General features: G+C 67.9%; 24 protein-coding genes and 1 tRNA gene. 11 read left to right on the top strand and 14 right to left on the bottom strand.

Going from position 1 to position 19,684, the window contains the following annotated elements:
* Positions 1-27: 27 nt before the first annotated feature.
* The gene (locus tag ACFQI8_RS10725; RefSeq protein WP_390244616.1) at positions 28-1,122 is read right to left on the bottom strand and encodes a M48 family metalloprotease; all 1,095 of its coding nucleotides are present in this window, start codon (positions 1,120-1,122) and stop codon (positions 28-30) included.
* Between the two features lie 77 nt (positions 1,123-1,199).
* Here ACFQI8_RS10725 and hisG point away from each other — a divergent pair, with 77 nt between their 5' ends.
* Positions 1,200-2,045: an ATP phosphoribosyltransferase gene (gene hisG, locus ACFQI8_RS10720; RefSeq protein WP_390244614.1), complete on the top strand. Its 846-nt coding sequence runs from the start codon at positions 1,200-1,202 to the stop codon at positions 2,043-2,045.
* A 29-nt stretch (positions 2,046-2,074) separates the two neighbouring features.
* Here hisG and ACFQI8_RS10715 read toward each other — a convergent pair whose 3' ends face one another.
* From ACFQI8_RS10715 to ACFQI8_RS10700, 4 genes are all read right to left on the bottom strand, one after another.
* Complete coding sequence (locus ACFQI8_RS10715; protein ID WP_390244612.1) at positions 2,075-3,043, bottom strand: CPBP family intramembrane glutamic endopeptidase; 969 nt, start codon at positions 3,041-3,043, stop codon at positions 2,075-2,077.
* Positions 3,044-3,061: 18 nt separating this feature from the next.
* Entirely contained in the window at positions 3,062-3,439 is a 378-nt protein-coding gene (locus ACFQI8_RS10710) for a DUF7473 family protein (protein ID WP_390244610.1), read from the bottom strand.
* An 80-nt stretch (positions 3,440-3,519) separates the two neighbouring features.
* Positions 3,520-4,089: a TATA-box-binding protein gene (locus tag ACFQI8_RS10705; RefSeq protein WP_004968907.1), complete on the bottom strand. Its 570-nt coding sequence runs from the start codon at positions 4,087-4,089 to the stop codon at positions 3,520-3,522.
* Positions 4,090-4,147: 58 nt separating this feature from the next.
* Entirely contained in the window at positions 4,148-4,459 is a 312-nt protein-coding gene (locus tag ACFQI8_RS10700; RefSeq protein ID WP_390244608.1) for a DUF5658 family protein, read from the bottom strand.
* Between the two features lie 156 nt (positions 4,460-4,615).
* On the opposite strand from ACFQI8_RS10700, the gene ACFQI8_RS10695 reads away from it, so the two are divergent.
* The gene (locus tag ACFQI8_RS10695) at positions 4,616-5,572 is read left to right on the top strand and encodes a methyltransferase domain-containing protein (protein WP_390244970.1); all 957 of its coding nucleotides are present in this window, start codon (positions 4,616-4,618) and stop codon (positions 5,570-5,572) included.
* Positions 5,573-5,661: 89 nt separating this feature from the next.
* Positions 5,662-5,871, top strand: a complete 210-nt coding sequence (locus ACFQI8_RS10690) for a hypothetical protein (RefSeq protein WP_390244606.1) — start codon at positions 5,662-5,664, stop codon at positions 5,869-5,871.
* Between the two features lie 18 nt (positions 5,872-5,889).
* Here the strand turns inward: ACFQI8_RS10690 and ACFQI8_RS10685 are convergent, their stop codons facing one another.
* The 3 genes from ACFQI8_RS10685 to ACFQI8_RS10675 all read right to left on the bottom strand — a co-directional run bounded on the left by ACFQI8_RS10685 (position 5,890) and on the right by ACFQI8_RS10675 (position 8,043).
* Positions 5,890-6,351 (bottom strand): hypothetical protein, encoded by a 462-nt coding sequence (locus ACFQI8_RS10685; protein ID WP_390244604.1) that lies wholly within the window; start codon positions 6,349-6,351, stop codon positions 5,890-5,892.
* A 64-nt stretch (positions 6,352-6,415) separates the two neighbouring features.
* Positions 6,416-7,018 (bottom strand): protein sorting system archaetidylserine decarboxylase, encoded by a 603-nt coding sequence (locus ACFQI8_RS10680; RefSeq protein WP_390244602.1) that lies wholly within the window; start codon positions 7,016-7,018, stop codon positions 6,416-6,418.
* Positions 7,018-8,043 (bottom strand): AAA family ATPase, encoded by a 1,026-nt coding sequence (locus ACFQI8_RS10675; protein ID WP_390244600.1) that lies wholly within the window; start codon positions 8,041-8,043, stop codon positions 7,018-7,020. The genes ACFQI8_RS10680 and ACFQI8_RS10675 overlap by 1 nt, the downstream gene beginning before the upstream one ends.
* A 141-nt stretch (positions 8,044-8,184) precedes the next feature.
* Between ACFQI8_RS10675 and rnz the strand changes: the two genes are divergently transcribed.
* Positions 8,185-9,132, top strand: a complete 948-nt coding sequence (rnz, locus tag ACFQI8_RS10670; protein WP_390244969.1) for a ribonuclease Z — start codon at positions 8,185-8,187, stop codon at positions 9,130-9,132.
* Between the two features lie 31 nt (positions 9,133-9,163).
* On the opposite strand, the gene ACFQI8_RS10665 is transcribed toward rnz, so the two are convergent.
* Both ACFQI8_RS10665 and ACFQI8_RS10660 read right to left on the bottom strand, forming a co-directional pair.
* Entirely contained in the window at positions 9,164-9,508 is a 345-nt protein-coding gene (locus ACFQI8_RS10665; protein WP_390244598.1) for a DUF8108 domain-containing protein, read from the bottom strand.
* Between the two features lie 8 nt (positions 9,509-9,516).
* On the bottom strand, positions 9,517-10,518 hold the full coding sequence (locus ACFQI8_RS10660) for a prohibitin family protein (RefSeq protein WP_390244596.1): 1,002 nt from the start codon (positions 10,516-10,518) through the stop codon (positions 9,517-9,519).
* Between the two features lie 173 nt (positions 10,519-10,691).
* Here ACFQI8_RS10660 and ACFQI8_RS10655 point away from each other — a divergent pair, with 173 nt between their 5' ends.
* The gene (locus tag ACFQI8_RS10655) at positions 10,692-12,692 is read left to right on the top strand and encodes a DUF460 domain-containing protein (RefSeq protein ID WP_390244594.1); all 2,001 of its coding nucleotides are present in this window, start codon (positions 10,692-10,694) and stop codon (positions 12,690-12,692) included.
* 15 nt (positions 12,693-12,707) lie between these two features.
* Here the strand turns inward: ACFQI8_RS10655 and ACFQI8_RS10650 are convergent, their stop codons facing one another.
* Positions 12,708-13,085 (bottom strand): ATPase, encoded by a 378-nt coding sequence (locus ACFQI8_RS10650; protein WP_390244593.1) that lies wholly within the window; start codon positions 13,083-13,085, stop codon positions 12,708-12,710.
* A 20-nt stretch (positions 13,086-13,105) separates the two neighbouring features.
* Between ACFQI8_RS10650 and ACFQI8_RS10645 the strand changes: the two genes are divergently transcribed.
* Entirely contained in the window at positions 13,106-14,092 is a 987-nt protein-coding gene (locus ACFQI8_RS10645; protein ID WP_390244591.1) for a tyrosine--tRNA ligase, read from the top strand.
* Positions 14,093-14,116: 24 nt separating this feature from the next.
* Here ACFQI8_RS10645 and ACFQI8_RS10640 read toward each other — a convergent pair whose 3' ends face one another.
* Positions 14,117-14,296 carry a DUF7470 family protein gene (locus ACFQI8_RS10640; protein ID WP_004973908.1) on the bottom strand — a complete coding sequence of 60 codons (180 nt, stop codon included), beginning with the start codon at positions 14,294-14,296 and terminating at the stop codon, positions 14,117-14,119.
* 102 nt (positions 14,297-14,398) lie between these two features.
* Between ACFQI8_RS10640 and eif1A the strand changes: the two genes are divergently transcribed.
* The 5 genes from eif1A to ACFQI8_RS10615 all read left to right on the top strand — a co-directional run bounded on the left by eif1A (position 14,399) and on the right by ACFQI8_RS10615 (position 19,007).
* Positions 14,399-14,689, top strand: a complete 291-nt coding sequence (gene eif1A, locus ACFQI8_RS10635; protein ID WP_004045248.1) for a translation initiation factor eIF-1A — start codon at positions 14,399-14,401, stop codon at positions 14,687-14,689.
* A gap of 99 nt (positions 14,690-14,788) precedes the next feature.
* A complete protein-coding gene (gene rio1, locus ACFQI8_RS10630) occupies positions 14,789-15,664 on the top strand; it encodes a serine/threonine-protein kinase Rio1 (protein WP_390244588.1) in 876 nt (291 codons plus the stop codon).
* Between the two features lie 102 nt (positions 15,665-15,766).
* Positions 15,767-16,309, top strand: coding sequence for a KH domain-containing protein (locus ACFQI8_RS10625; protein WP_390244586.1), 543 nt, complete (start codon positions 15,767-15,769; stop codon positions 16,307-16,309).
* A gap of 258 nt (positions 16,310-16,567) precedes the next feature.
* Positions 16,568-18,220, top strand: coding sequence for a thermosome subunit alpha (thsA, locus tag ACFQI8_RS10620; RefSeq protein WP_390244968.1), 1,653 nt, complete (start codon positions 16,568-16,570; stop codon positions 18,218-18,220).
* Positions 18,221-18,593: 373 nt separating this feature from the next.
* Positions 18,594-19,007, top strand: coding sequence for a hypothetical protein (locus tag ACFQI8_RS10615; protein WP_390244584.1), 414 nt, complete (start codon positions 18,594-18,596; stop codon positions 19,005-19,007).
* A gap of 174 nt (positions 19,008-19,181) precedes the next feature.
* Here ACFQI8_RS10615 and ACFQI8_RS10610 read toward each other — a convergent pair whose 3' ends face one another.
* The gene (locus tag ACFQI8_RS10610; protein WP_390244582.1) at positions 19,182-19,385 is read right to left on the bottom strand and encodes a hypothetical protein; all 204 of its coding nucleotides are present in this window, start codon (positions 19,383-19,385) and stop codon (positions 19,182-19,184) included.
* A 171-nt stretch (positions 19,386-19,556) separates the two neighbouring features.
* Positions 19,557-19,630 (bottom strand) — tRNA-Arg (locus tag ACFQI8_RS10605).
* Positions 19,631-19,684 lie beyond the last annotated feature (54 nt).

Here is a 19,684-nt window from a genome sequence, read left to right as displayed (position 1 = left end):
GTCGGTCCGCAGGGGGCGTCGACATCTCTACACCTCGCCCGCCTCGGAGCCGTCTCGGAGTCGTTCGATGCGCGACGCCAGCGACGGCTCGAACGAGAGACGCGACCCCGCGCGGCCGGTGTCGACCTCGTCGGCGGTCGCGTCGAGCGCGTCGGCGACGGCCGCGCGTCCGAGCCGTTCTGCCGCCGCCTCGTCGCCCCGGTAGATGAGTCGCTTACTGGCGTACTCGCCGGTCACGAACAGTATCACGCCGATTCCGGCGGAGACCAAGAACGACAGGGCGAATCCGAACGGCGGCCACGCGACGCCCACGAAGACGAGCCCAGCCACCACGCCCACCGTGAACAACCGAAGCTCGAAGACGTACCGAGCGACCCGCCCGGCGTCGACCGCGAGGAGCGCCGAAACCGTCTCGTCGTCGTAGCGGTCGAGAAGCGAGTCGGTGAGAAAGAGCGTCTTCCGACCGAGCGGACCGCGGACGAGGTGGTCCGAGCGGTGGCCGCCGCCGTCGAGGAGGCGAATCCGAGCGACCGAGAGACCGGCGCGGTCGCACAGGCGGTCGAGTCGCTCGCGCGTCGCGTCGTCGGGGACCGCCGTCGTCTGCGAGACGCCGACGAGCGGTGCCGAAAAGACGTATGCGGCGGCGACGAACGCGAACAGGGTGAGCAGGCCGCTGGTCTCCAAGACCCGGAATTCGACTTCTATCACGGTCACCACGCAGAAGACGAGCGCCGCGATGACGAGGTGGTAGCGGAACATCTTCGCGGCGACCGTCCCCGCGCCGATATCGACGCCGCGCACGCGCCTCGCCACCGGAAACGCGCCCATGTACGAGACGGTCGCCACGACCGCGGCACCGACGCCGACGAGCGCCCAGCCGAGAATCGACCACGGCCAGTCGGTCGGGAGGCCGACGGCCGCGAGGAGCGCCCGGTCGGCGTTCGTCCACCAGACGACGCCGACGAACAGTATCGCGGCGTAGAGCCAGTTGCTTCGAACCCGCTTTCTGAACCGCTGGATAGACGAATCGCGACGCTCGTGGAACCCGGCGCTGAGCCGCGACCAGCCGGCACCGAGGAGGGAGACGCCGACGAGCGCGCCGGCGAACGTGACGAGAGCCATACGTGACAATCCACAGACGTGTCAAAAACCGTTCCGGCTTGCGAAAGTCAATTACCTCCGGGCCGTGACGGGGAGGTATGCGAATCGCCGTGCCCAACAAGGGCCGCCTGCACGAACCGACGATTGAACTCCTGGAGCGTGCGGGACTGCACCTCGACAACGGTGCCGAGCGCAAACTCTACGCCGGGACCGTCGACCCCGACGTGACCGTGCTGTTCGCCCGCGCCGCCGACATCCCCGAGTACGTCCGTGACGGGGCCGCCGAGGTCGGCATCACGGGCCTCGACCAGGTCCGCGAGTCGGGCCACGAACTCGAAGACCTGCTCGATTTGGAGTACGGCAACTGTCGGCTCGTCCTCGCCGCGCCCGAGGACGGCGACATCGAGACCGTCGCGGACGTGTCGGGCAAGGTCGTCGCCACCGAGTTCCCGCACATCGCGCGGACCTACTTCGAGGCGGAGGGTATCGACGCCGAGGTCGTCGAGGTCACGGGCGCGACCGAACTGACGCCCCACGTCGAGATGGCCGACGCCATCATCGACATCACCTCGACCGGGACGACCCTCCGGGTGAACCGCCTCGCCGTCATCGACGAGGTGCTGTCGTCGTCGGTTCGCCTGTTCGCCCGCCCCGACGTGGTCGACGACCCGAAGGTCCAGCAGTTGCTCATGGCGCTCGAATCCGTCCGCTCGGCGGAGGGCAAGCGCTACCTGATGATGAACGCGCCGCGCGAGAAACTCGACGCGGTGAAGGAGGTCATCCCCGGTCTCGGCGGCCCGACCGTGATGGACGTCGCCGGCGACTCGACCGTGGCCGTCCACGCCGTCGTGAACGAGCGCGACGTGTTCGAGGTCGTCAGCGACCTGAAGAACGTCGGCGCGAGCGACATCCTCGTCACCGAAATCGAGCGGCTCGTCGAGTAAGCGACGCGGCCTCCTGCCCGTCGCGGCCGTCATTTTTTCCAGCGCAACTCCGGCACCGTGACCGACGGGTCGAACCCGAGGTCGCCGCGACGGGCCCGGACGTAGGCCGCGATGCAGACCGCGCCGAGGACGATTGCGCCGACGCCGAGCAGGCCGGCTTCCGGGCCGAACGCGCCGCCGGTAATCGCGTCGGGGCCGCGTTCGGTCGTCTCGACGAGCGACGTGCCGAAGTCGAGGCCGCTGACCGCGAAGCCGAAGACGCCGCCCTGCACGAAGTTCCACGAGATGTGGACGCCCGTCGGGATGGCGAGGTCGCCGGTGAGCGCGTAGCCGAGGCCGAGCATGACGCCCGCGAGCGTGATGCTGAGCGTGCTCGTCAGACCCGCGTTCGGGTTCGTGTAGTGGGCGACGCCGAACACGGCCGACGAAATCACGAGGCCGCCGGTGACCGCCGCGTCCGGGTCGAACCGCCAGCGGAGGCCCTCGGCGACGTCGGTGAGGACGATGCCCCGGAGCAGGAGTTCCTCCGCGATGCCGACGACGACGAAGAACGCCAGAAGCGAGCCGACGCCGAGCAGTCGGTCGACGCCGAGGGGGGCGGGAGAGACCCCAATCCAGCCGGCGGCGACGCCGACGACGAAGACGGCGGTCATCAACGCCGCCCCGAGCGCGAGGCCGAATCCGAGGTCGACCGCCCACTCGCGGTCGAGTCCGAGCCCGAGGGACGCGACGGTCCGCCTATCGACGTACCGCGCGACGACGAGCGCGGCGAGACCGCTCGCGCCGACCGAGACGAGCGAGACGACGAGCGACACGAACCGGCCGGACTCGGCGAGGTCGCCGAGAGCCGCCGAGAGCGAGAGTCCGACCACGAGCGAGACGACCACGAAGACGACGGGCGTCGCGAGCAGTCGGAACGGGGCGCGGGGCCGGCGTTCCGTGTCGTTCCAGAGGAGGCGACGGGGAGACACGGCGAGGGGTTCGACGGCCTCGGTCAAGAAGGTACGGCGGGTGCCTCAGACGGGCGCGGTCATCAGGATGGCGGAGAGGCCGAACAGGACGAGGCCCAGCAGTACCGAGACGACGAAGTGGATGGTCACCACGTACGCCGACAGGCGATTCGACCGGCCGTAGAGGAACTTGACGAAGCCGAAATCGAGGCCGAGCGCGAGCGCGAGTGCGACGAAGGAGTTCCAGCCGAGGGTGGTGAAGACGACGGCGATGGCCGCCGGGGCCGGCCCGATGGCGAACGCCTTCTTGAGTTCCACGTCGCCGAGGACGTTCCGCGCGGCGATGTGGGCGGTGAGAGAGAGGAACAGCGCGAACAGCGCGAACGTTCCGGCGACGGCCGTGACCGGCGCACCGGCGGCCGTCTGCAAGGTGAGCGCGTCCATATCGGCCCGAGGGACGCGACTGACTTAGGTTCGGTCGATTCGAGTTCCGGTCGCGCGGTGCGGCCGGGCGACCCACTGCGTTAGAACGACCCGTTGAGGAGACCGAGTTCGGAGAGGCGCGAGATGATGACGTCGACCGCCGCCTCGGCGTCTTTCGGCTGTTTGCCGCCCGTGATGACGAGTTTGCCCGACCCGAACAGAAGGGCGACGACGCTGGGTTCGTCGAGGCGATAGACGAGCCCGGGGAACTGCTCCGGTTCGTACTCGATGTTTTCGAGCCCGAGTCCGATGGCGATGGCGTTGAGGTTCAGGTTCTCGCCGAGGTCCGCGCTCGTGACGATGTTCTGAACGGTGATTTCGGGGTCGTCGTCGACCGGAATCTGAAGCTCGCGGAGCTTGTCGAAGACGATTTCGAGGCTCTCGTGGACGTCGTCGGTCGACTTCGCGCCGGTGCAGACGATTTTCCCGGACCGAAAGATGAGCGCCGCCGACTTCGGCTCCTGCGTGCGGTAGACGAGTCCCGGAAACTGCTCGGGGTCGTAGTCGGCGCCCTCGAGGTCCATCGCCACGCTCTGGAGGTCGAGCTCTTGGCCGATTCCCGTGGAGGCGACGACGTTTTCGATGTTGATTGTGTCCTTGGGGTCGGTCATACAACGATTTAAGGCACGTATTTAAGGTTTAAAAAGATTGGTGCAGGGAATTGACAACTTACGCGCGGCGGCGAATAATCCGGGCGTTTCGGGCGGTGACGACCGCGCCGAGAACTGTCAACGAGAGTGGAACTGCGAGGCGAGCGACCGCCGGCCTGAGCGCCCAGTAGGCGGCGAAAAACAGCGCGACTGAGACGAGCTTCAACGCCGCGAACGAGCCGGGGCCGGGGTCGCCCCCGGAGATGCGTCGCACGATGGGGTTTCCTTCCTGCACGCCGGCCGTCCTGACTCCGAGGACGGTCGTGACGTAGTCACCGAGCCCGTAGGTGAGTGCCGCCGCGCCCCAGAGGATGGCGTCGAGAGAGGCCATGCGGGGGGATTCGGAGCGTCCAGTATAAGTCTCGCCGTCGTCGGGCTGTCGGGTTCATCGGGGTCGCGGTCGGTCCGGGCCGGCCGGCGCGCCCGCGGGCGCGACGACGACCGATACCCTCATTTCCGCGGCCCGTCAGGTCCGAGCGTGTACGGACTGGAACTCGCCGGCGAGGAAGACGCCTTCGCCGCCCGCGAGGCCGAGGCGGCCGCGACGGGCGTGACGGTCGTCGCCCCGGGCCTCGCCACCGCCCGCGGCGTCGAACCGGAGCGCGCGCGGCGACTCGCCTACACCCGTCGCGTCGTCGAACTGGTCGGGCGGTGTGACCCCGACATCGAGGCCGCCCGCGCCGTCGTCGCGGCGGCGAACGTCGACCGCGAGGGGACCGTCGCCGTCCGCGCCCGCGACGTGCGAGGGCTCACCGATATCAGTACGACCGACGCCGAGCGCGAACTCGGGTCGGCGCTCGTCGAGCGGGGCTTCGGCGTCGATTTGGACGACCCCGACCACGAGCTTCGGGTCTACTTCTCCGAGGACGCCTGTCTCGTCGGCTGGACCGCCGTCGAGGCCGTCCGCGACTTCGCCGACAGGAAGCCGACCGACCGACCGTTCTTCCAGCCGGGGAGCATGGCTCCCGTGGACGCCCGCGCCTTCGTCAACATGGCCGGCGCGGAGCCCGGTGCCCGGATTCTGGACCCGATGTGCGGTACCGGCGGCGTCCTCCTCGAAGCGGGCCTCGTCGGTGCCGACGTGGTCGGCGTCGACGCCCAAGCGAAGATGGTCGGCGGCGCGCGGGAGAACCTCCGTCACTACGTCGGCTCCGGCGACGTGGTCCGCGGCGACGCCACCGCGCTCCCCTTCAGCGACGACTCGATGGACGGCGCGGTGTTCGACGCCCCCTACGGCCGGCAGTCGAAAATCGCGCGCCACTCGCTTTCGGACCTCGTCGGCGGGGCGCTGGCTGAGGTCCGCCGGGTCGCCCCAGAGTGCGTGATGGTCGCCGACCGGTTGTGGGCGGAGGAGGCCGAGAACGCCGGCTGGGAGGTCGAACGGGTGTTCGAGCGGCGGGTCCACCGGTCGCTGGTACGGTACGTGCATCTCCTGCATCGGTGAGCGGAATCGGCGGCCGACTAGCCGTCGCAATCAACAGTGTCCATTCAGCCGCCCGACATAGCTATCCGCCAGCGCGTCGAAGCGAGCGCATGCTCCGTAGGGTTCGAACCGCTGTCGCCGAGGCGTACGACCCCGACCCGCGGGCGGCGACTATCGTCGCGATGGGGTCGGCGTTCCTGCTGTTTTCGCTCCTGTCGTACCCGAACGGTTCGAATCCGTACTATCAGTTCGCCCTCGTGGTGTCGGTCCTCTCGCTCGTCGTCTCGGTGGCGATGCTCGCCGTCGAGACGCTCCGGTAGTCAAGCGGGCCGAGACAGCTACAGCACTTCCTTCTGGAGCGTGAGGTCGCCGTCCGAGCCGACGCGCACCATCACGAACTCGTAGTCCCGAATCCGTTCGTCGTACGCCACCTCGCCGTCGACGAGGAGTGTCACGTCGCAGGTCTCGGCGTCGACCTGCCGGGTGAGCGTCACCGTCTCGCCGGACGAGAGTTCGATGTCGTCCTCGCGGCACGCGGGTTGCAACACGACCTCGCCGGAGAAACCGCCGCTGACCCGGACGCGAACGAGTTCCGACCCCTCACAGAACTGCGGCCACCCGCAGTCGTCCGCGGTGGTTGCCGCCTGTCCGGATTCGGTGGTCTCCGAGTCGGTGGCGGTCGTGGTCGTGGTTGTCGTCGTTTCGGTCGTCGTCTCAGTTGAGGATTCGGTGGGGTCGCCGAGACACCCGGAAATGAAGGCGAGCGAGCCGAGAGACGCGAGGACCCGTCTGCGGTGCATGAACTGTGTATTTTCTGTCAGAACAACTATCTTGTGTCGGCGGATAGCCCGGACGCTCGTCCGGCTATCGCCGCGCCAGCACCGTCTCGCCCGCCCGCACCGACTCGCCTTTTTCGACGACCACGTCCCCGGAGCCGTATTCCGGCGGCAACAGCACGTCCGCCCGCGAGCCGAAGTCGATGTGTCCGAGTTTCTGTCCGCGAACGAGTTCGTCGCCGGGCGCGACGTACGAGTGAATCCGGCGGGCGAACGCGCCGGCGATGAGCGACACCTCGTGGTCGCCCCCGTCGGTGCCGAGTTCGATGTCGACGCGCTCGTTGCGGTCGGAGTCCTTCGAGAACGCCGGCCTGTGCGCGCCGGGGCGGTGGGTGACGGTCCGGACCGCGCCGGAGACGGGCGCGCGGTTGACGTGCACGTCGGTGACGTTCATGAACACGCCCACGCGGACGCGGCCGTCCTCGACGCGAATCACGGAGACGCGCCCGTCGGCGGGGGCGACGACGCCCGGTTCGTCGGGCGGCGAGCGCTCGGGGTCGCGGAAGAACCAGAGGACGAACGCGCCGACCGCGAGAAGTACGGCCCCGAGCGGCGGGAAGACGACCGCCGCGACCGCCGCGCCGACGAAGGCGGGAAGCGCGAACCGTCGGTAGCCGGGTGCGAACTGCATTATGCCTCGCCGCGGACGTCCGCGCCCCAACTCGTGAGGAGGTGGGTGATGTGCAGGCGGTCGTCGATGCCCGTCGAGATGTCGAGGTCGACCTGCCCGGCGAGTTCGTGCAGGCGGGCGAGTTCGCCGCCGGCGAAGCGCTCGGGGGTGGAGTCGGCGACGCGGAGGATGTCGCGGAGGAGTTCCTGCCCCTCGTAGCCCTCGTCGTCGAGGAGCGTCGTGAGGGTCTTGCGGGCGTCCTTGATGTCGCCCTCGCGGGCGTTGATGAGGAGCGTCTTCAGCTCGTCGTCGAAGCCCACGTCGCCGAGGGCGGCGTGGACCGTGGACATGGTGACCTCGTCGGCCTCGGTGGCCGTCCGCTGGGCCGAGAGGATTGCCTTGCGGACGTTCCCGTTCGAGGCGTCGGTGAGGAACTGAAGGCCGCCGGCGTCGTAGTCGACTCCCTCGGCGTCGAGGATGTCGGCGAGAAGCGCTTCGAGCGCCTCGTCGTCGGGCGCGGGCATGGGAACCGGGAAACACCGCGAGCGAATCGGAGGGATGAGCTTCGAGGGCTGGCGCGTGATGATGACGAACTGCGTGGTCCGGTGGTGCTGTTCCATCACGCGGCGGAGCGCCTGCTGGAAGTCCTCGCGGATGGACTCGGCGTTGTCGAGGACGATGGTCTTGTACTCCCCGGACATCGGGGCGTAGCTGGCGGACTCCTTGAGCACGCGGTTTATCATGTCGCGTTTCGCCATGCGACTGCGGCCGTCGAGGAACTGCTCGAACCGCGGGTCGGCGCGAATCTGCTTTTTGGTCCGGTTGAAGAAGTCCGCGACGTTGAGTTCGATGAGGTCGTTTTCGGGGTCCGAGTGCGCCTCGCGGGCCAGCGCGCGGACGGCGGCGGTCTTGCCGACGCCCGGCGGGCCCTGTACGACGAGGTTCATCGGTTCGTCCACGGCGCGTCGGAGGCGGTCGCGGACCTCCGGCTGTGGGAGGTCGTCGAGCCCCGGCGCGTGCGTCTCAGTCCACAGCGGCGCGTCCATTGGACTCCGGTAGCAGACGGTCGGGTAAGAATCGGTCGGTCCGGGGCGTCGGACGGATTCGGGGGTCCTGTGGGCGAGCCCCGAGGCCGCGACGGATTCGACGCACGTTTAGTCCCGCCGCGATCATTGTGGTGCATGTCCATGCGCGCGACCTTCCTCGGGACCGGCGGGGCCGTCCCCACCACGGCGCGTGCGCCGAGCGCGTTCCTCGTGAACCGCGACGGCGAGCGCCTGTTGTTCGATTGCGGGGAGGGCACGCAACGCCAGATGATGCGCTACGGGACCGGGTTCGGCGTCAGCCACCTGTTCGTCACCCATCTCCACGGCGACCACATCCTCGGCATCCCCGGCCTGATTCAGACGCTCGACTTCAACGACCGCGACGCCTCGCTTGCCATCCACGGCCCGCCGGGGAGCAAGCGCCACCTCGAAAACCTCGTCCACGCCGGCGGCTACCAGCCCGGCTTCCACGTCTCCGTCCACGAGGTCCGACCGGGGAACGTCGCCTACCGCGCCGACGACTACGAGGTCCGCGCGTTCGACACCGAACACCGGACCGCCTCCGTCGGCTACGCCCTCGTCGAGGACGACCGCCCCGGCCGGTTCGACCGCGAGAAGGCCGAGGCACTCGGCGTCCCCGTCGGCCCGGCGTTCGGCCGCCTCCACGCCGGCGAGGACGTGGAGCTCGAAGACGGGACCGTCGTGCGCTCCGAGCGGGTCGTCGGCGACCCCCGGCCCGGGCGAACCGTCGTCTACACGGGCGACACCCGCCCGCTCGACTCGACCGTCGAGGTCGCCCGCGACGCCGACCTGCTCGTCCACGACGCGACGTTCACCGACGAGGAGGCCGAGCGGGCGAAACAGACCGCGCACTCGACCGCCCGCGAGGCCGCCCGAATCGCCCGCGACGCCGACGTTCGACGGTTCGCGCTGACGCACGTCTCCGCCCGCTACGCCGCCGACCCGAGCCCGCTTCTCGAACAGGCCCGCGAGGTGTACGACGGCGAGGCGTTCGTCGCCGAAGACGGCCAGAAACTGGAGCTTCCGTACGCCGACAGCGACGGCGGCGGGGCCGAGACCGGGGAGTAGCCGGACGGCGAGACGCGCGAAAAAAAGAGATTCAGTCCCGGTGGTCGTCGCAGACGGGGTTGTCGCCGTCGTCGAGGAGGACGACCGGGACCCCGAGGACGACCCACTCGCGGACGTACCGCCGGCGCGTCGTCGCGGGCGACCCGCACTCGACGCAGGCGGCGTCCGCGGCCTCGACGGCCGATTCGATGATTCTCGTCCGCGGGCCGACCGCCGTCCGCGGATACGCCGGGCGTTTGGACAGGAGCGCCGCGAGCGCCGCGACGACCGCGAGGCCGACGACCGGCAGGACGAACCGACCGACGCCGGAGCGCGCGAGGACGCCGACGACGACGAGCAACACGACCGCGGCGGCCAGTTCGCGGAGGAGACGCATCGGCGGTGTCAGTTGCTCGTCTCGTTTTCGGAGCCGGACGAGGACGACGACCTCGACGACGCCGAGTTATCATCCGACGACGAACCGGCGGACGAACTCGACGACGAATCCGACGAGGACGACCGGTCGCTATCGAGCGACCGGACGAACTGCGGGTAACCGCCGTCGCCGACCGGGATGTAGACGGTGTCCGTCTCGTCGAGCTTCTCGATGTACTTCTGGGCCAGCACCTCGTCGGACAGCGACTCCGCGAGGATGCGGTTGGCGTCGGCCTGCCCCTGCGCCTCGATGCGCTTGCGCTCGGCCTCCAACTCCTCGACGGCGAGTTCGTCCTGCTTCTGCTGGCGGCGCTGTTCGGTGATTTCCTTCTGTTCGACCGCCTGCGCGTACTCGGCGGGGAGTTCGACGTTGCGGACCTGCACCGCTTCGAGGATGAGGCCGTCCTCGGCGAACTCCTCGGCGAGTTCCTTCTCGGCGGCGGCCTTCAGTTGGGTCTGGCCCTCGCCGGTGTAGATGACGGTGACGGGCAGTCGGCCCGCCTCGGTCCGGAGCACCGACCGAATCGACGGACGAATCAGTCGCTCTTCGGCGGTGTCGAGCGTCCGGTAGTTGCGGTAGAACTCGACGGCCTGCCCGGCGTCGATGCGGTAGCGGACGGTCACGTCGATGTCCGTCCGGAGGCCGTCTTCGGTCAGGACCGTGATGGCGTCGTCGCCCCGTTTGTCGCCTTCGCTCGTCGACGACGACATCGTGTACGACTGCGGTCGCACCGACAGCGACGAGGTCGACTGCGAGACGGGGTTGACGAAGTGCGCGCCGGGTTCGAAGACGGTGCCGGTGGTCGCGCCCCACTTCTTGACGACCTTGACGTTCCCCTCTTCGACGGGTTCCCACGCGAGGAGCCCGGCGATAGGGGCGGCGATAAGGAGGAGGGCGACGACACCGATGAGGGCGATGCGCGTCAGCGACCGGGAGGTCACCGACGGCGGGTCGGGGATGTCAGAACTCATCAGTTCCATTTCAAATAGCCGAGACTTGTTTGTTTCGTGTCAGCCGTGGGTCGCGGCGGCGGTGTCCCCGGCGGAACCCACTCGACGGCCGCGTCGCGCAAACGCGACACCCGGTCGAGTCGGCACCCGCGACCGGCGTGGAGTATATATTCGGCGCGGCCCTAGTCGCCGTCGTGAACGACCGGACGAGTGCGCTCGACTCGGTCGTCTTCGGCGTCGACATCCAGAGCGGCGATATCCGCGGCGACTCGCCGTCGTACGCGCTGGTCGTGTTGGACACCCGAGACACCGAGTCAGACGAGGTCCGAATCGAACGAGACGTGGTCTCCTTCCGCAAGTTACGCCGACTCATCGAGCGCGACGAACCGCGCGTCGTCGCCACGGACAACATGTACGAGTTGGCGACCGACAAGGACGATTTAGTCCGGTTCCTGCGGTGGCTCCCCCACGGGACGCAGTTGGTGCAGGTGACCGGCGCGGAGCGGCCGGAACCGCTCTCGCGGGTCGCCTCGCGCCACGGCGTCCCCTACGGCAAAGACCCGATGAAGGAGGCCGAGGCCGCGGCCCTGCTCGCCCTCGGCAACGTCGGCTACGAGGTCGCCGCCTTCGAGAACACGACGACCGTGAAGGTCTCTCGCGGCCGCTCGACCGGCAAGGGCGGGTGGAGTCAGGACCGCTACACGCGCCGCATCCACGGGTCGGTCAAACAGCAGACCCGCGAGGTCGAGTCGGCGCTGAAGGAGGCCAACCTCGACTACGAGCGGGACGTGACGGAGAAGTACGGCGGCTACTCGCAGGCGCTTTTCACCGTCGAGGCGCGGCCCGAGGACATTCCCGTGTCCACCCACCGCTCGGGCGACACCCGCGTCGAAATCGAGCGCGAGCGCCGCGACGGCATCGAGTTCGAACCCCTCGTGAAGCGCCGCGACCGCGTCATCGTCGGCATCGACCCCGGCACGACCACCGCCGTCGCCGTCGTCGGGTTCGATGGCCGCGTCCTCGACGTGCACTCGACGCGCACCGCCGACACCGCCGGGGTCATCGAGTGGCTCATCGAGCGCGGGCGGCCCAGTCTCGTCGCCGCCGACGTCCAGCCGATGCCCGAGACGGTCGAGAAGTTCCGGCGGAGCTTCGACGCCGCCGGCTGGGCCCCGCCGAGCGACCTCCCCGTCGACGAGAAGCTCCACCGGACCCGCGAGGTCGACTACGAGAACGACCACGAGCGCGACGCGCTCGCCGCGGCGCTGTTCGCCTTCGACGACCACGAAGACCAGTTCGAGCGCATCTCACGGAAGGTGCCCGCCGACGTGGACAGAGAGGAGGTTATCGCCCGCGTGCTCGGGAGCGAGGAGTCGGTCGAGGCCGTCCTCCGAGAGATGAGCGACGACCCCGACGACGGCGGCGACGACTCCGACGAGGAGGCTCACGAGGAACCCGAGCTCACGCCCGAAGAACGCGAGATTCGGACGTTGCGGTCGCGGGTCGAGCGTCTGGAATCGCACGTCGAGGACCTGAAGTCGACCATCGAGGAGAAAGACGAGACCATCGAGGAGTACAAACAGGAGCTCTCGGACGCCCGCCGCGAGGAGCGTCGCGAGGCCCGGGAGCGCCGGGAGGTCACCCGGCTCGAACGCGAGAACGGCCGGTTAGAGCGGAAAGTCGAGTCGCTCGAATCCGACAAGGCGGAGCTCGCCGACAAGCTCGACCAACTGAAGTCGCTGTGGAAGCTCGACCACTCGAACTTCGCGGAGGTGAACACCGACGGCAGTTTGGTGCCGGTCAAAATCGTCGAGCAGTTCACGAACGGCGCGCTCGACCACACCGCCGAGGAGTACGGCATCGCCGGCGGCGACGTGGTCTACCTCCGCGACGCCAGCGGGGCCGGGCGGACGACCGCCGAGCGACTCGCCGCGTTCGACCCCCGCGTCGTCCTCCGGTCGGGCAACCTCTCGGAAGTCGCAGACGAGGTGCTGTTCGAGGCCGACGTGCCGGTCGCACCCGCCGACGGCGTGACGATTCAGGAGATAGACGAACTCGCCGTGGCGAAGGAGTCCGAGGTGGCCGCCGCCATCGACGACTGGGAAGACCGGGCCGAGGAGCGCCAGAAGGAACAGCGCGAGGAGATGGTCGACCAGATCATCTCCGAACACCGCGCCGAGAACCGGCGCGGATAGCGTCGAGTCGGGTTTTCAGTCGGTCGCGTCGTGGCCGACGACGACGGCGACCACGAGGTACAGCGCCGCGCCGACGAGCGGCAGGAGGAAGGCGACAACGGCCCAGAACGTCGCGTTTCGTCCCTTGAGCGTCGCGTCCCTGTGGACTCGGTACGGGAGGTAGACGTGGAACGCGAGGAAGTAGACGGCGAACCCGAGGATGTACGGGAGGAGGTCGCCGCCGCGGACCGACGCCCACATGACCGCGAGCAGGCCGAAGACGACGAGGATGAGCGCGGCGAAGATGATGGCGGGCGCACGCGTCGTGGTTCCTGAGTCGGACATCACCCGGAGTTGGGACCGGTGGGTGTTGTCCGTTTCGCCCGCGAGCGGCTTCCAGAAGTCATATGCCACGCCCCCGACACCGAACACGTATGGACGCATACGACCTGATCACTCGGAACGCCTCCGAAGTGGTCACGGAGGACGAAGTGCGCGCGCTGGCCGACGACCCCGAGGGCAAGCGAGCGTACGTGGGCTACGAGCCCTCCGGCGTCCTCCATATCGGTCACATGCTCACCGCCAACAAGCTCATCGACCTCCAAGCGGCGGGCTTCGAGGTGGTCGTGCTTCTGGCGGACGTACACGCCTACCTCAACGGCAAGGGCACGTTCGAGGAGATTCGCGAGACGGCCGAGCGGATGAAAGCGCAGTTCATCGCCTACGGCCTCGACGAGAGCCAGACGGAGTTCGTCCTCGGCTCGGAGTACCAGCTCGACGAGAGCTACGTCCTCGACCTGCACGCGCTCGAACTGGAGACGACGCTCTCGCGCGCCGAACGCGCCATGGCCGAGATCAAGAGCGGCGACGGCGTCACCGTCGCGCAGGCGGTCTACCCCATCATGCAGGCGCTCGACATCGTCTACCTCGACGTGGACCTCGCCATCGGCGGGATGGAACAGCGCAAGGTCCACATGCTCGCCCGCGACACGCTCCCGGGCATCGGCGAGGAGTCGCCGACCTGCATGCACACGCCGCTCATCGCGGACCTCGGGACGGGCATCGGCAAGATGTCCTCCTCCGAGGGCGTCACCATCTCGATGGAGGACTCCGCGGCGGACATCGAAGACAAGGTCAACGGCGCGTTCTGCCCGCCGACGGCCGACCCCGACCCGACCGACGAGGGCGAGGAACGCGAGAACCCCGTTCTCCAGATTTTCGAGTACCACGTCTTCCCGCGCTTCGAACGGGTCGTCGTCGAGCGCCCCGACCAGTACGGCGGGAACCTCGACTACGACGACTACGAATCGCTGGAGGCCGACCTCGAATCCGGCGAGCTCCACCCGGCCGACGCGAAGGGCGCGCTCGCGGACTACCTCGACGAACTCATCGAACCGGGCCGCGCGAAGATAGCTGAGTGAGCCAACGCGGGAATCGGCGGCCCGTCAGGCCATCCCGAACATCTTCATTACGCCCTCGGCGAGGCCGCTGGCGACGAGACCGAGACCGGCGACGACGAACGCGAGCCCCGCCGCGACGACGGGCGCTTGATAGGCGACGATACCGATACCCAAGAGCAGGGAGACGACGCCGGCGATACCCTTCGTGCCGAGTTTGTCGAGCATACGACGACGGCGGGTCGGGAGCGCCCTAAACGCGTCGTTCCGTCCGCTTCCTACCGGTCGAACGTCGGCGGATTTAACCATACCCACGTCGAACGCTCGCGCATGAGCGACGACGAGAACGAGAGCCGCCGAGACCTTCGAATGCCGAACGACGACGAAGTGTTCGCCGTCGTGACGAACATGCTCGGGGCCAATCGTATTCGCGTCCGCTGTGCCGACGGCGTCGAGCGGACCGCTCGCATTCCCGGACGGATGCAGAAGCGAATCTGGATTCGAGAAGACGACGTGGTGCTCGTCGAACCGTGGGACTGGCAGGACGAGAAGGCCGACGTGTCGTGGCGCTACGAGAAGTCCGAGGCCGACCAGCTCCGCCGCGAAGGCCACATCCAGTAAGGCGTTCGAGACCGCGCCGACCGACCGGCAACCGACCGCCGACCGATACCGACCCGGAGCCTGTGCCCTTTTTATCTCACCTCCCGTAGCCCTAGTCCAATGACTGACGAGTTCGGCATGGTCGAACCCCAAGAGGGCGAGGCGTTCGGCGACGAGTGGGAGGAGATAGACGTCTCCGACGACGAGGCGGACCGCATCGCGCGCCGCAAGGACCGCGACTTCGACGAGTTCCGAATTCGACTGAAGGACGCCGACCAGTTCAAAGTCGAGCAGTCGGTGTTCGACGACGCGACCTTCGCCGCCATCTACAAACTCGTCCAAGACGGGTACATCGACGCGTTCGGCGGCCCGATTTCGACAGGCAAGGAGGCCAACGTCTTCGAGGCGCTCGGCGAGGACGACACCGACGTGGCGGTCAAGATATACCGCATCAACGCCTCCGACTTCCGGCACATGCGCGACTACCTCGAAGGCGACCCGCGCTTCGAGAACATCGGCCACGACAAGGGGCAGGTCGTCCGCGCGTGGGTCAGAAAGGAGTACGCCAACCTCGAACGCGCCCAGCGCGCCGGCGTCCGGGTGCCGAACCCCATCGCGGTCCAACGGAACGTCCTCGTGATGGAACTCGTCGGCGTCGTCGACGACCGGGCGCGACGGCTCTCGGAGGTGCGCGTCGAGAACCCCCAGACCGCCTACGAGGTGGTCCGCGAGTACATGCGCCGACTCCACCGCGCCGGCCTCGTCCACGGTGACCTCTCGGAGTACAACCTCATCATCCACGAGGGCGAACTCGTCGTCATCGACCTCGGACAGGCCGTCACGGTCCACCACCCCAACGCCGAGGAGTTCCTCCGGCGGGACTGTCGCAACGTGGCCAACTTCTTCCGGCGGCAGGGGGCCGACGCCGACGGCGACTCGCTGTACGAGTTCGTCACGGCCGACGAGGCCGAAGACGGGGACGGCGGAGCCGAGTGAACCGAGGAGAGACACAGACCCGCCGCGAGACGGGTGTGCGACCGAGACACGCGGCGAGTCGCCGAGCGAACGCTTAAACCACTCCGCCGGGTATCGGGTGATATGCAGCACGTCAAGGTGCCGCAGGACCGAATCGGTGTTCTCATCGGCGAAGGTGGCTCGACGCTCCGAGAGATAGAGAGTCGCGCGGAAGTCCGACTCGACGTGGACTCGGAGAACGGAAGCGTCGCCATCGACAGCGTCGGCGACCCCGTACTCGGTATGGTCGCTCCCGACGTGGTTCGAGCGGTCGGCCGCGGCTTCGCCCCGGAGGACGCGATGGCGCTCCTCGACGACGAGATGATGATGTTCGAACTCATCGAGATAGACCGGCACACCCGAAACAAAAACGACATGCGGCGACAGAAGGGCCGCCTCATCGGCGAGGACGGCCGCACCCGCGAACTCATGGAAGAGCTGACGGGTGCCGACGTGGTCATCTACGGCTCGACGCTCGGCATCATCGGCCAACCCGAGGAGGTCGAGGTCGTCCGCCGGGCCGTCGAGATGATTCTCGACGGCGCGCCCCACGGCGCGGTGTACTCCTTCCTCGAACGGAAGCACAACGAACTGACCCAGGGCTTCAACGTCCGGCAGAACAACTGAGACGCCACCGCCGACGAGTCCACCGCCGACACTGCACTCGCCCGCATCGTCTTTTCACCGCACTCGCTTCCGGACTGGCCAGACCGCCCGACGAAACCGACGATAACCGACTCATAAACCGTCGAAACCGGCCGCCGTCGCCGGGGGACGACCGCCCCACCGTGTTGCGTTTTGCCATACCAATAAACGAAGCTTTTTTATAGAATCACAAACAATCAAGCGATGACTATGAGCCAGCGAATGCAGCAGGGTCAGCCCATGATCATTCTGGGCGAGGACTCCCAGCGCACATCCGGACAGGATGCGCAGTCGATGAACATCACGGCCGGGAAGGCCGTCGCAGAGGCCGTACGCACGACGCTCGGCCCCAAGGGGATGGACAAGATGCTCGTCGACTCCGGCGGGCAGGTCGTGGTCACGAACGACGGCGTCACCATCCTCAAGGAGATGGACATCGACCACCCCGCGGCCAACATGATCGTCGAAGTCTCCGAGACCCAGGAAGACGAGGTCGGAGACGGCACGACGACGGCCGTCATCATCGCCGGCGAACTCCTCGACCAGGCCGAGGACCTCCTCGAATCCGACGTCCACGCGACGACCATCGCGCAGGGCTACCGCCAGGCCGCCGAGAAGGCCAAGGAAGTCCTCGAAGACAACGCTATCGAGGTCACGGAAGACGACCGCGAAAGCCTCCAGAAGATCGCCGCGACGGCGATGACCGGCAAGGGCGCGGAGTCCGCGAAGGACCTGCTCGCCGAACTCGTCGTCGACGCCGTGCTGGCCGTCAAGGACGAAGGCGGCATCGACACGGACAACGTCTCCATCGAGAAGGTCGTCGGCGGCACCATCGACAACTCCGAGCTCGTCGAGGGCGTCATCGTCGACAAAGAGCGCGTCGACGAGAACATGCCCTACGCCGTCGAGGACGCGAACATCGCCATCCTCGACGACGCGCTGGAAGTCCGCGAGACCGAAATCGACGCGGAAGTCAACGTCACGGACCCCGACCAGCTTCAGCAGTTCCTCGACCAGGAAGAAAAACAGCTGAAAGAGATGGTCGACCAGCTCGTCGAGGTCGGCGCCGACGCCGTCTTCGTCGGTGACGGCATCGACGACATGGCCCAGCACTACCTCGCGAAGGAGGGCATCCTCGCGGTCCGCCGCGCCAAGTCCTCCGACCTCAAGCGACTCGCCCGCGCGACGGGCGGCCGCGTCGTCAGCAGTCTCGACGACATCGAGGCCGACGACCTCGGCTTCGCCGGCTCCGTCGGACAGAAGGACGTCGGCGGCGACGAGCGCATCTTCGTCGAGGACGTCGAGGACGCGAAGTCCGTCACGCTCATCCTCCGCGGTGGCACGGAGCACGTCGTCGACGAGCTCGAACGCGCCATCGAGGACTCCCTCGGCGTCGTCCGCACGACGCTCGAAGACGGGAAGGTCCTCCCCGGCGGCGGCGCGCCCGAGACGGAGCTCTCCCTGCAGCTCCGCGAGTTCGCCGACTCCGTCGGCGGCCGCGAACAGCTCGCCGTCGAGGCGTTCGCCGAGGCGCTGGACATCATCCCGCGCACCCTCGCCGAGAACGCCGGTCTCGACCCCATCGACTCCCTCGTCGACCTGCGCTCGCGCCACGACGGCGGCGAGTTCGCCGCCGGCCTCGACGCCTACACGGGCGAGGTCATCGACATGGAAAAAGAGGGCGTCGTGGAGCCCCTCCGCGTCAAGACCCAGGCTATCGAGTCCGCGACCGAAGCCGCAGTCATGATCCTCCGCATCGACGACGTCATCGCGGCTGGCGACCTCTCCGGTGGCCAGACCGGCGGCGACGACGACGAAGGCGGCGCGCCCGGCGGCATGGGCGGCGGCATGGGTGGCATGGGCGGTATGGGCGGCATGGGCGGTGCCATGTGAAATTGGAGTAGGTAATCCAATTTCACGTGGGCCACCGAGCTTCGCTCGGTGACGCCGATGTAAATCGCGCCCAGAGAGGCCACCATACACCCACACCCCGACTTCGCATCGACTCGAATCGCTCGGCCGAATTCACGACGTTTTTTGCGGCTTCACGTCCGTTAGCGTCTGCTTTGTCCGCTCGCGCGTCGGTTGGGACGCCGTTAATCGAGCGTCCGCGACGCGGCGTCGTCTGCCGCCCCGAGACGGTAGGCGTATCGGCAAGCGGTTCGCAACAGAAGTTGGCAAATATCTATAAAACGTCCGGTAAGATTCGTGAAACGCCGGTATTCGGCTCTATACTTATCTCTCGAGACAGCCTCTGTCGGGACGTATGTCCCCACCCGAGACCCCGGCGACCGACGCCGACTCGGACGCGACCACGCCCGCGAATCGACCGCCGTTTCTGGCCGTCGTCGCGCCCCGTCTCTCCGAGGCGGCGGCGCTCGCGAGCGCGCTCCTCCCCGGTGTCGTCCCGCTCGTCCGCGCGCCGCACAGCACCTCCTCATCGAACCTCCGGGCCACCCTCGCCGCGATGCGTCGACCGGACGCCCCGCTCGTCGTGGCGACCGATAGCGCGGCCGCCGTCCGCGACGCCGACCGCGTCCACGTCGCCGACGGGGGCGTCGTGGTCGAATCCGGCGCGCCGACCGACCTGCTCGCGGTCCCCGGTGTCTACGCCCGGCGCTACGGTGCCGAACTCGGCGCGAACTTCGCTGACCCGGGAAAGGACGTCGCCGACGAATGACCGCCGCGCCGGGATTGCCGCCCAACCTTCATCTCCTTCGCCGAACGAGCTAGCGGTATGGGCGAGAGAGCGTGTTACCGCGAGTTCTGTCCGGACTGCGACGCGCCGGTGACCATCGTCGACGACGAGTGCCCGGAATGTGGACGAGAGTTGGCCGTCGTCTGAGAACCGTCGTCACTCGGGGACTCGCGCGTCGATGTGATGGACCGCGTGCGGGGAGAGATACCGGCCGCCCGGCACCTCGACCCACCCGTTGACGAGCACGCGGACCGGTCCCTCGTGGAGCACGGACTCCATCTCGGCGTCGCCGTAGACGACCGCGTCGTCTATCGTCTGTTCGAATCGCCCCCCGAACGGGGAGTCGGACGCAAAGACCATACACGAGACAACTATCCAACACGTAATGAGAATGGTGGGAGGTCGCGGTGTTCACGACGATTCGGCAGTGTTCGGGGCGACGCGACGAGGGGGCAGTCGCTCTTTGATTCGAATCCCGCGCGTGGCGTTCCGACACGCCTCGCTGTCGCTCGGCGGTCTCCCACAACGAAAAGAGCGCGACGGGATTCGAACCCGCGACCATCGGATTAGAAGTCCGACGCTCTGTCCGACTGAGCTACGCGCCCTCGATGCCCACAAACCGGTCCTGCAAGAAAAACGAATCGGGTTCTACCCGTCGA

Source organism: Haloferax chudinovii (assembly GCF_042663345.1).
Classification (GTDB): domain Archaea; phylum Halobacteriota; class Halobacteria; order Halobacteriales; family Haloferacaceae; genus Haloferax; species Haloferax chudinovii.
The sequence above is the reverse complement of the archived record's forward strand: the minus strand, read 5'-3'. Positions and strand labels throughout refer to the sequence as shown.

Coding starts and splice junctions, on each gene's coding strand:
- ACFQI8_RS10665 (WP_390244598.1), bottom strand. CDS start 9,508: ATGCGTCTCCTCCGCGAACTGGCCGCCGCGGTCGTGTTGCTCGTCGTC.
- eif1A (WP_004045248.1), top strand. CDS start 14,399: ATGAGCGACGACGAGAACGAGAGCCGCCGAGACCTTCGAATGCCGAAC.
- ACFQI8_RS10675 (WP_390244600.1), bottom strand. CDS start 8,043: ATGGACGCGCCGCTGTGGACTGAGACGCACGCGCCGGGGCTCGACGAC.
- ACFQI8_RS10615 (WP_390244584.1), top strand. CDS start 18,594: ATGTCCCCACCCGAGACCCCGGCGACCGACGCCGACTCGGACGCGACC.
- ACFQI8_RS10725 (WP_390244616.1), bottom strand. CDS start 1,122: ATGGCTCTCGTCACGTTCGCCGGCGCGCTCGTCGGCGTCTCCCTCCTC.
- hisG (WP_390244614.1), top strand. CDS start 1,200: ATGCGAATCGCCGTGCCCAACAAGGGCCGCCTGCACGAACCGACGATT.
- ACFQI8_RS10645 (WP_390244591.1), top strand. CDS start 13,106: ATGGACGCATACGACCTGATCACTCGGAACGCCTCCGAAGTGGTCACG.
- ACFQI8_RS10690 (WP_390244606.1), top strand. CDS start 5,662: ATGCTCCGTAGGGTTCGAACCGCTGTCGCCGAGGCGTACGACCCCGAC.
- rio1 (WP_390244588.1), top strand. CDS start 14,789: ATGACTGACGAGTTCGGCATGGTCGAACCCCAAGAGGGCGAGGCGTTC.
- rnz (WP_390244969.1), top strand. CDS start 8,185: ATGCGCGCGACCTTCCTCGGGACCGGCGGGGCCGTCCCCACCACGGCG.
- ACFQI8_RS10625 (WP_390244586.1), top strand. CDS start 15,767: ATGCAGCACGTCAAGGTGCCGCAGGACCGAATCGGTGTTCTCATCGGC.
- ACFQI8_RS10685 (WP_390244604.1), bottom strand. CDS start 6,351: ATGCACCGCAGACGGGTCCTCGCGTCTCTCGGCTCGCTCGCCTTCATT.
- ACFQI8_RS10610 (WP_390244582.1), bottom strand. CDS start 19,385: ATGGTCTTTGCGTCCGACTCCCCGTTCGGGGGGCGATTCGAACAGACG.
- ACFQI8_RS10705 (WP_004968907.1), bottom strand. CDS start 4,089: ATGACCGACCCCAAGGACACAATCAACATCGAAAACGTCGTCGCCTCC.
- thsA (WP_390244968.1), top strand. CDS start 16,568: ATGATCATTCTGGGCGAGGACTCCCAGCGCACATCCGGACAGGATGCG.
- ACFQI8_RS10640 (WP_004973908.1), bottom strand. CDS start 14,296: ATGCTCGACAAACTCGGCACGAAGGGTATCGCCGGCGTCGTCTCCCTG.
- ACFQI8_RS10660 (WP_390244596.1), bottom strand. CDS start 10,518: ATGAGTTCTGACATCCCCGACCCGCCGTCGGTGACCTCCCGGTCGCTG.
- ACFQI8_RS10700 (WP_390244608.1), bottom strand. CDS start 4,459: ATGGCCTCTCTCGACGCCATCCTCTGGGGCGCGGCGGCACTCACCTAC.
- ACFQI8_RS10680 (WP_390244602.1), bottom strand. CDS start 7,018: ATGCAGTTCGCACCCGGCTACCGACGGTTCGCGCTTCCCGCCTTCGTC.
- ACFQI8_RS10710 (WP_390244610.1), bottom strand. CDS start 3,439: ATGGACGCGCTCACCTTGCAGACGGCCGCCGGTGCGCCGGTCACGGCC.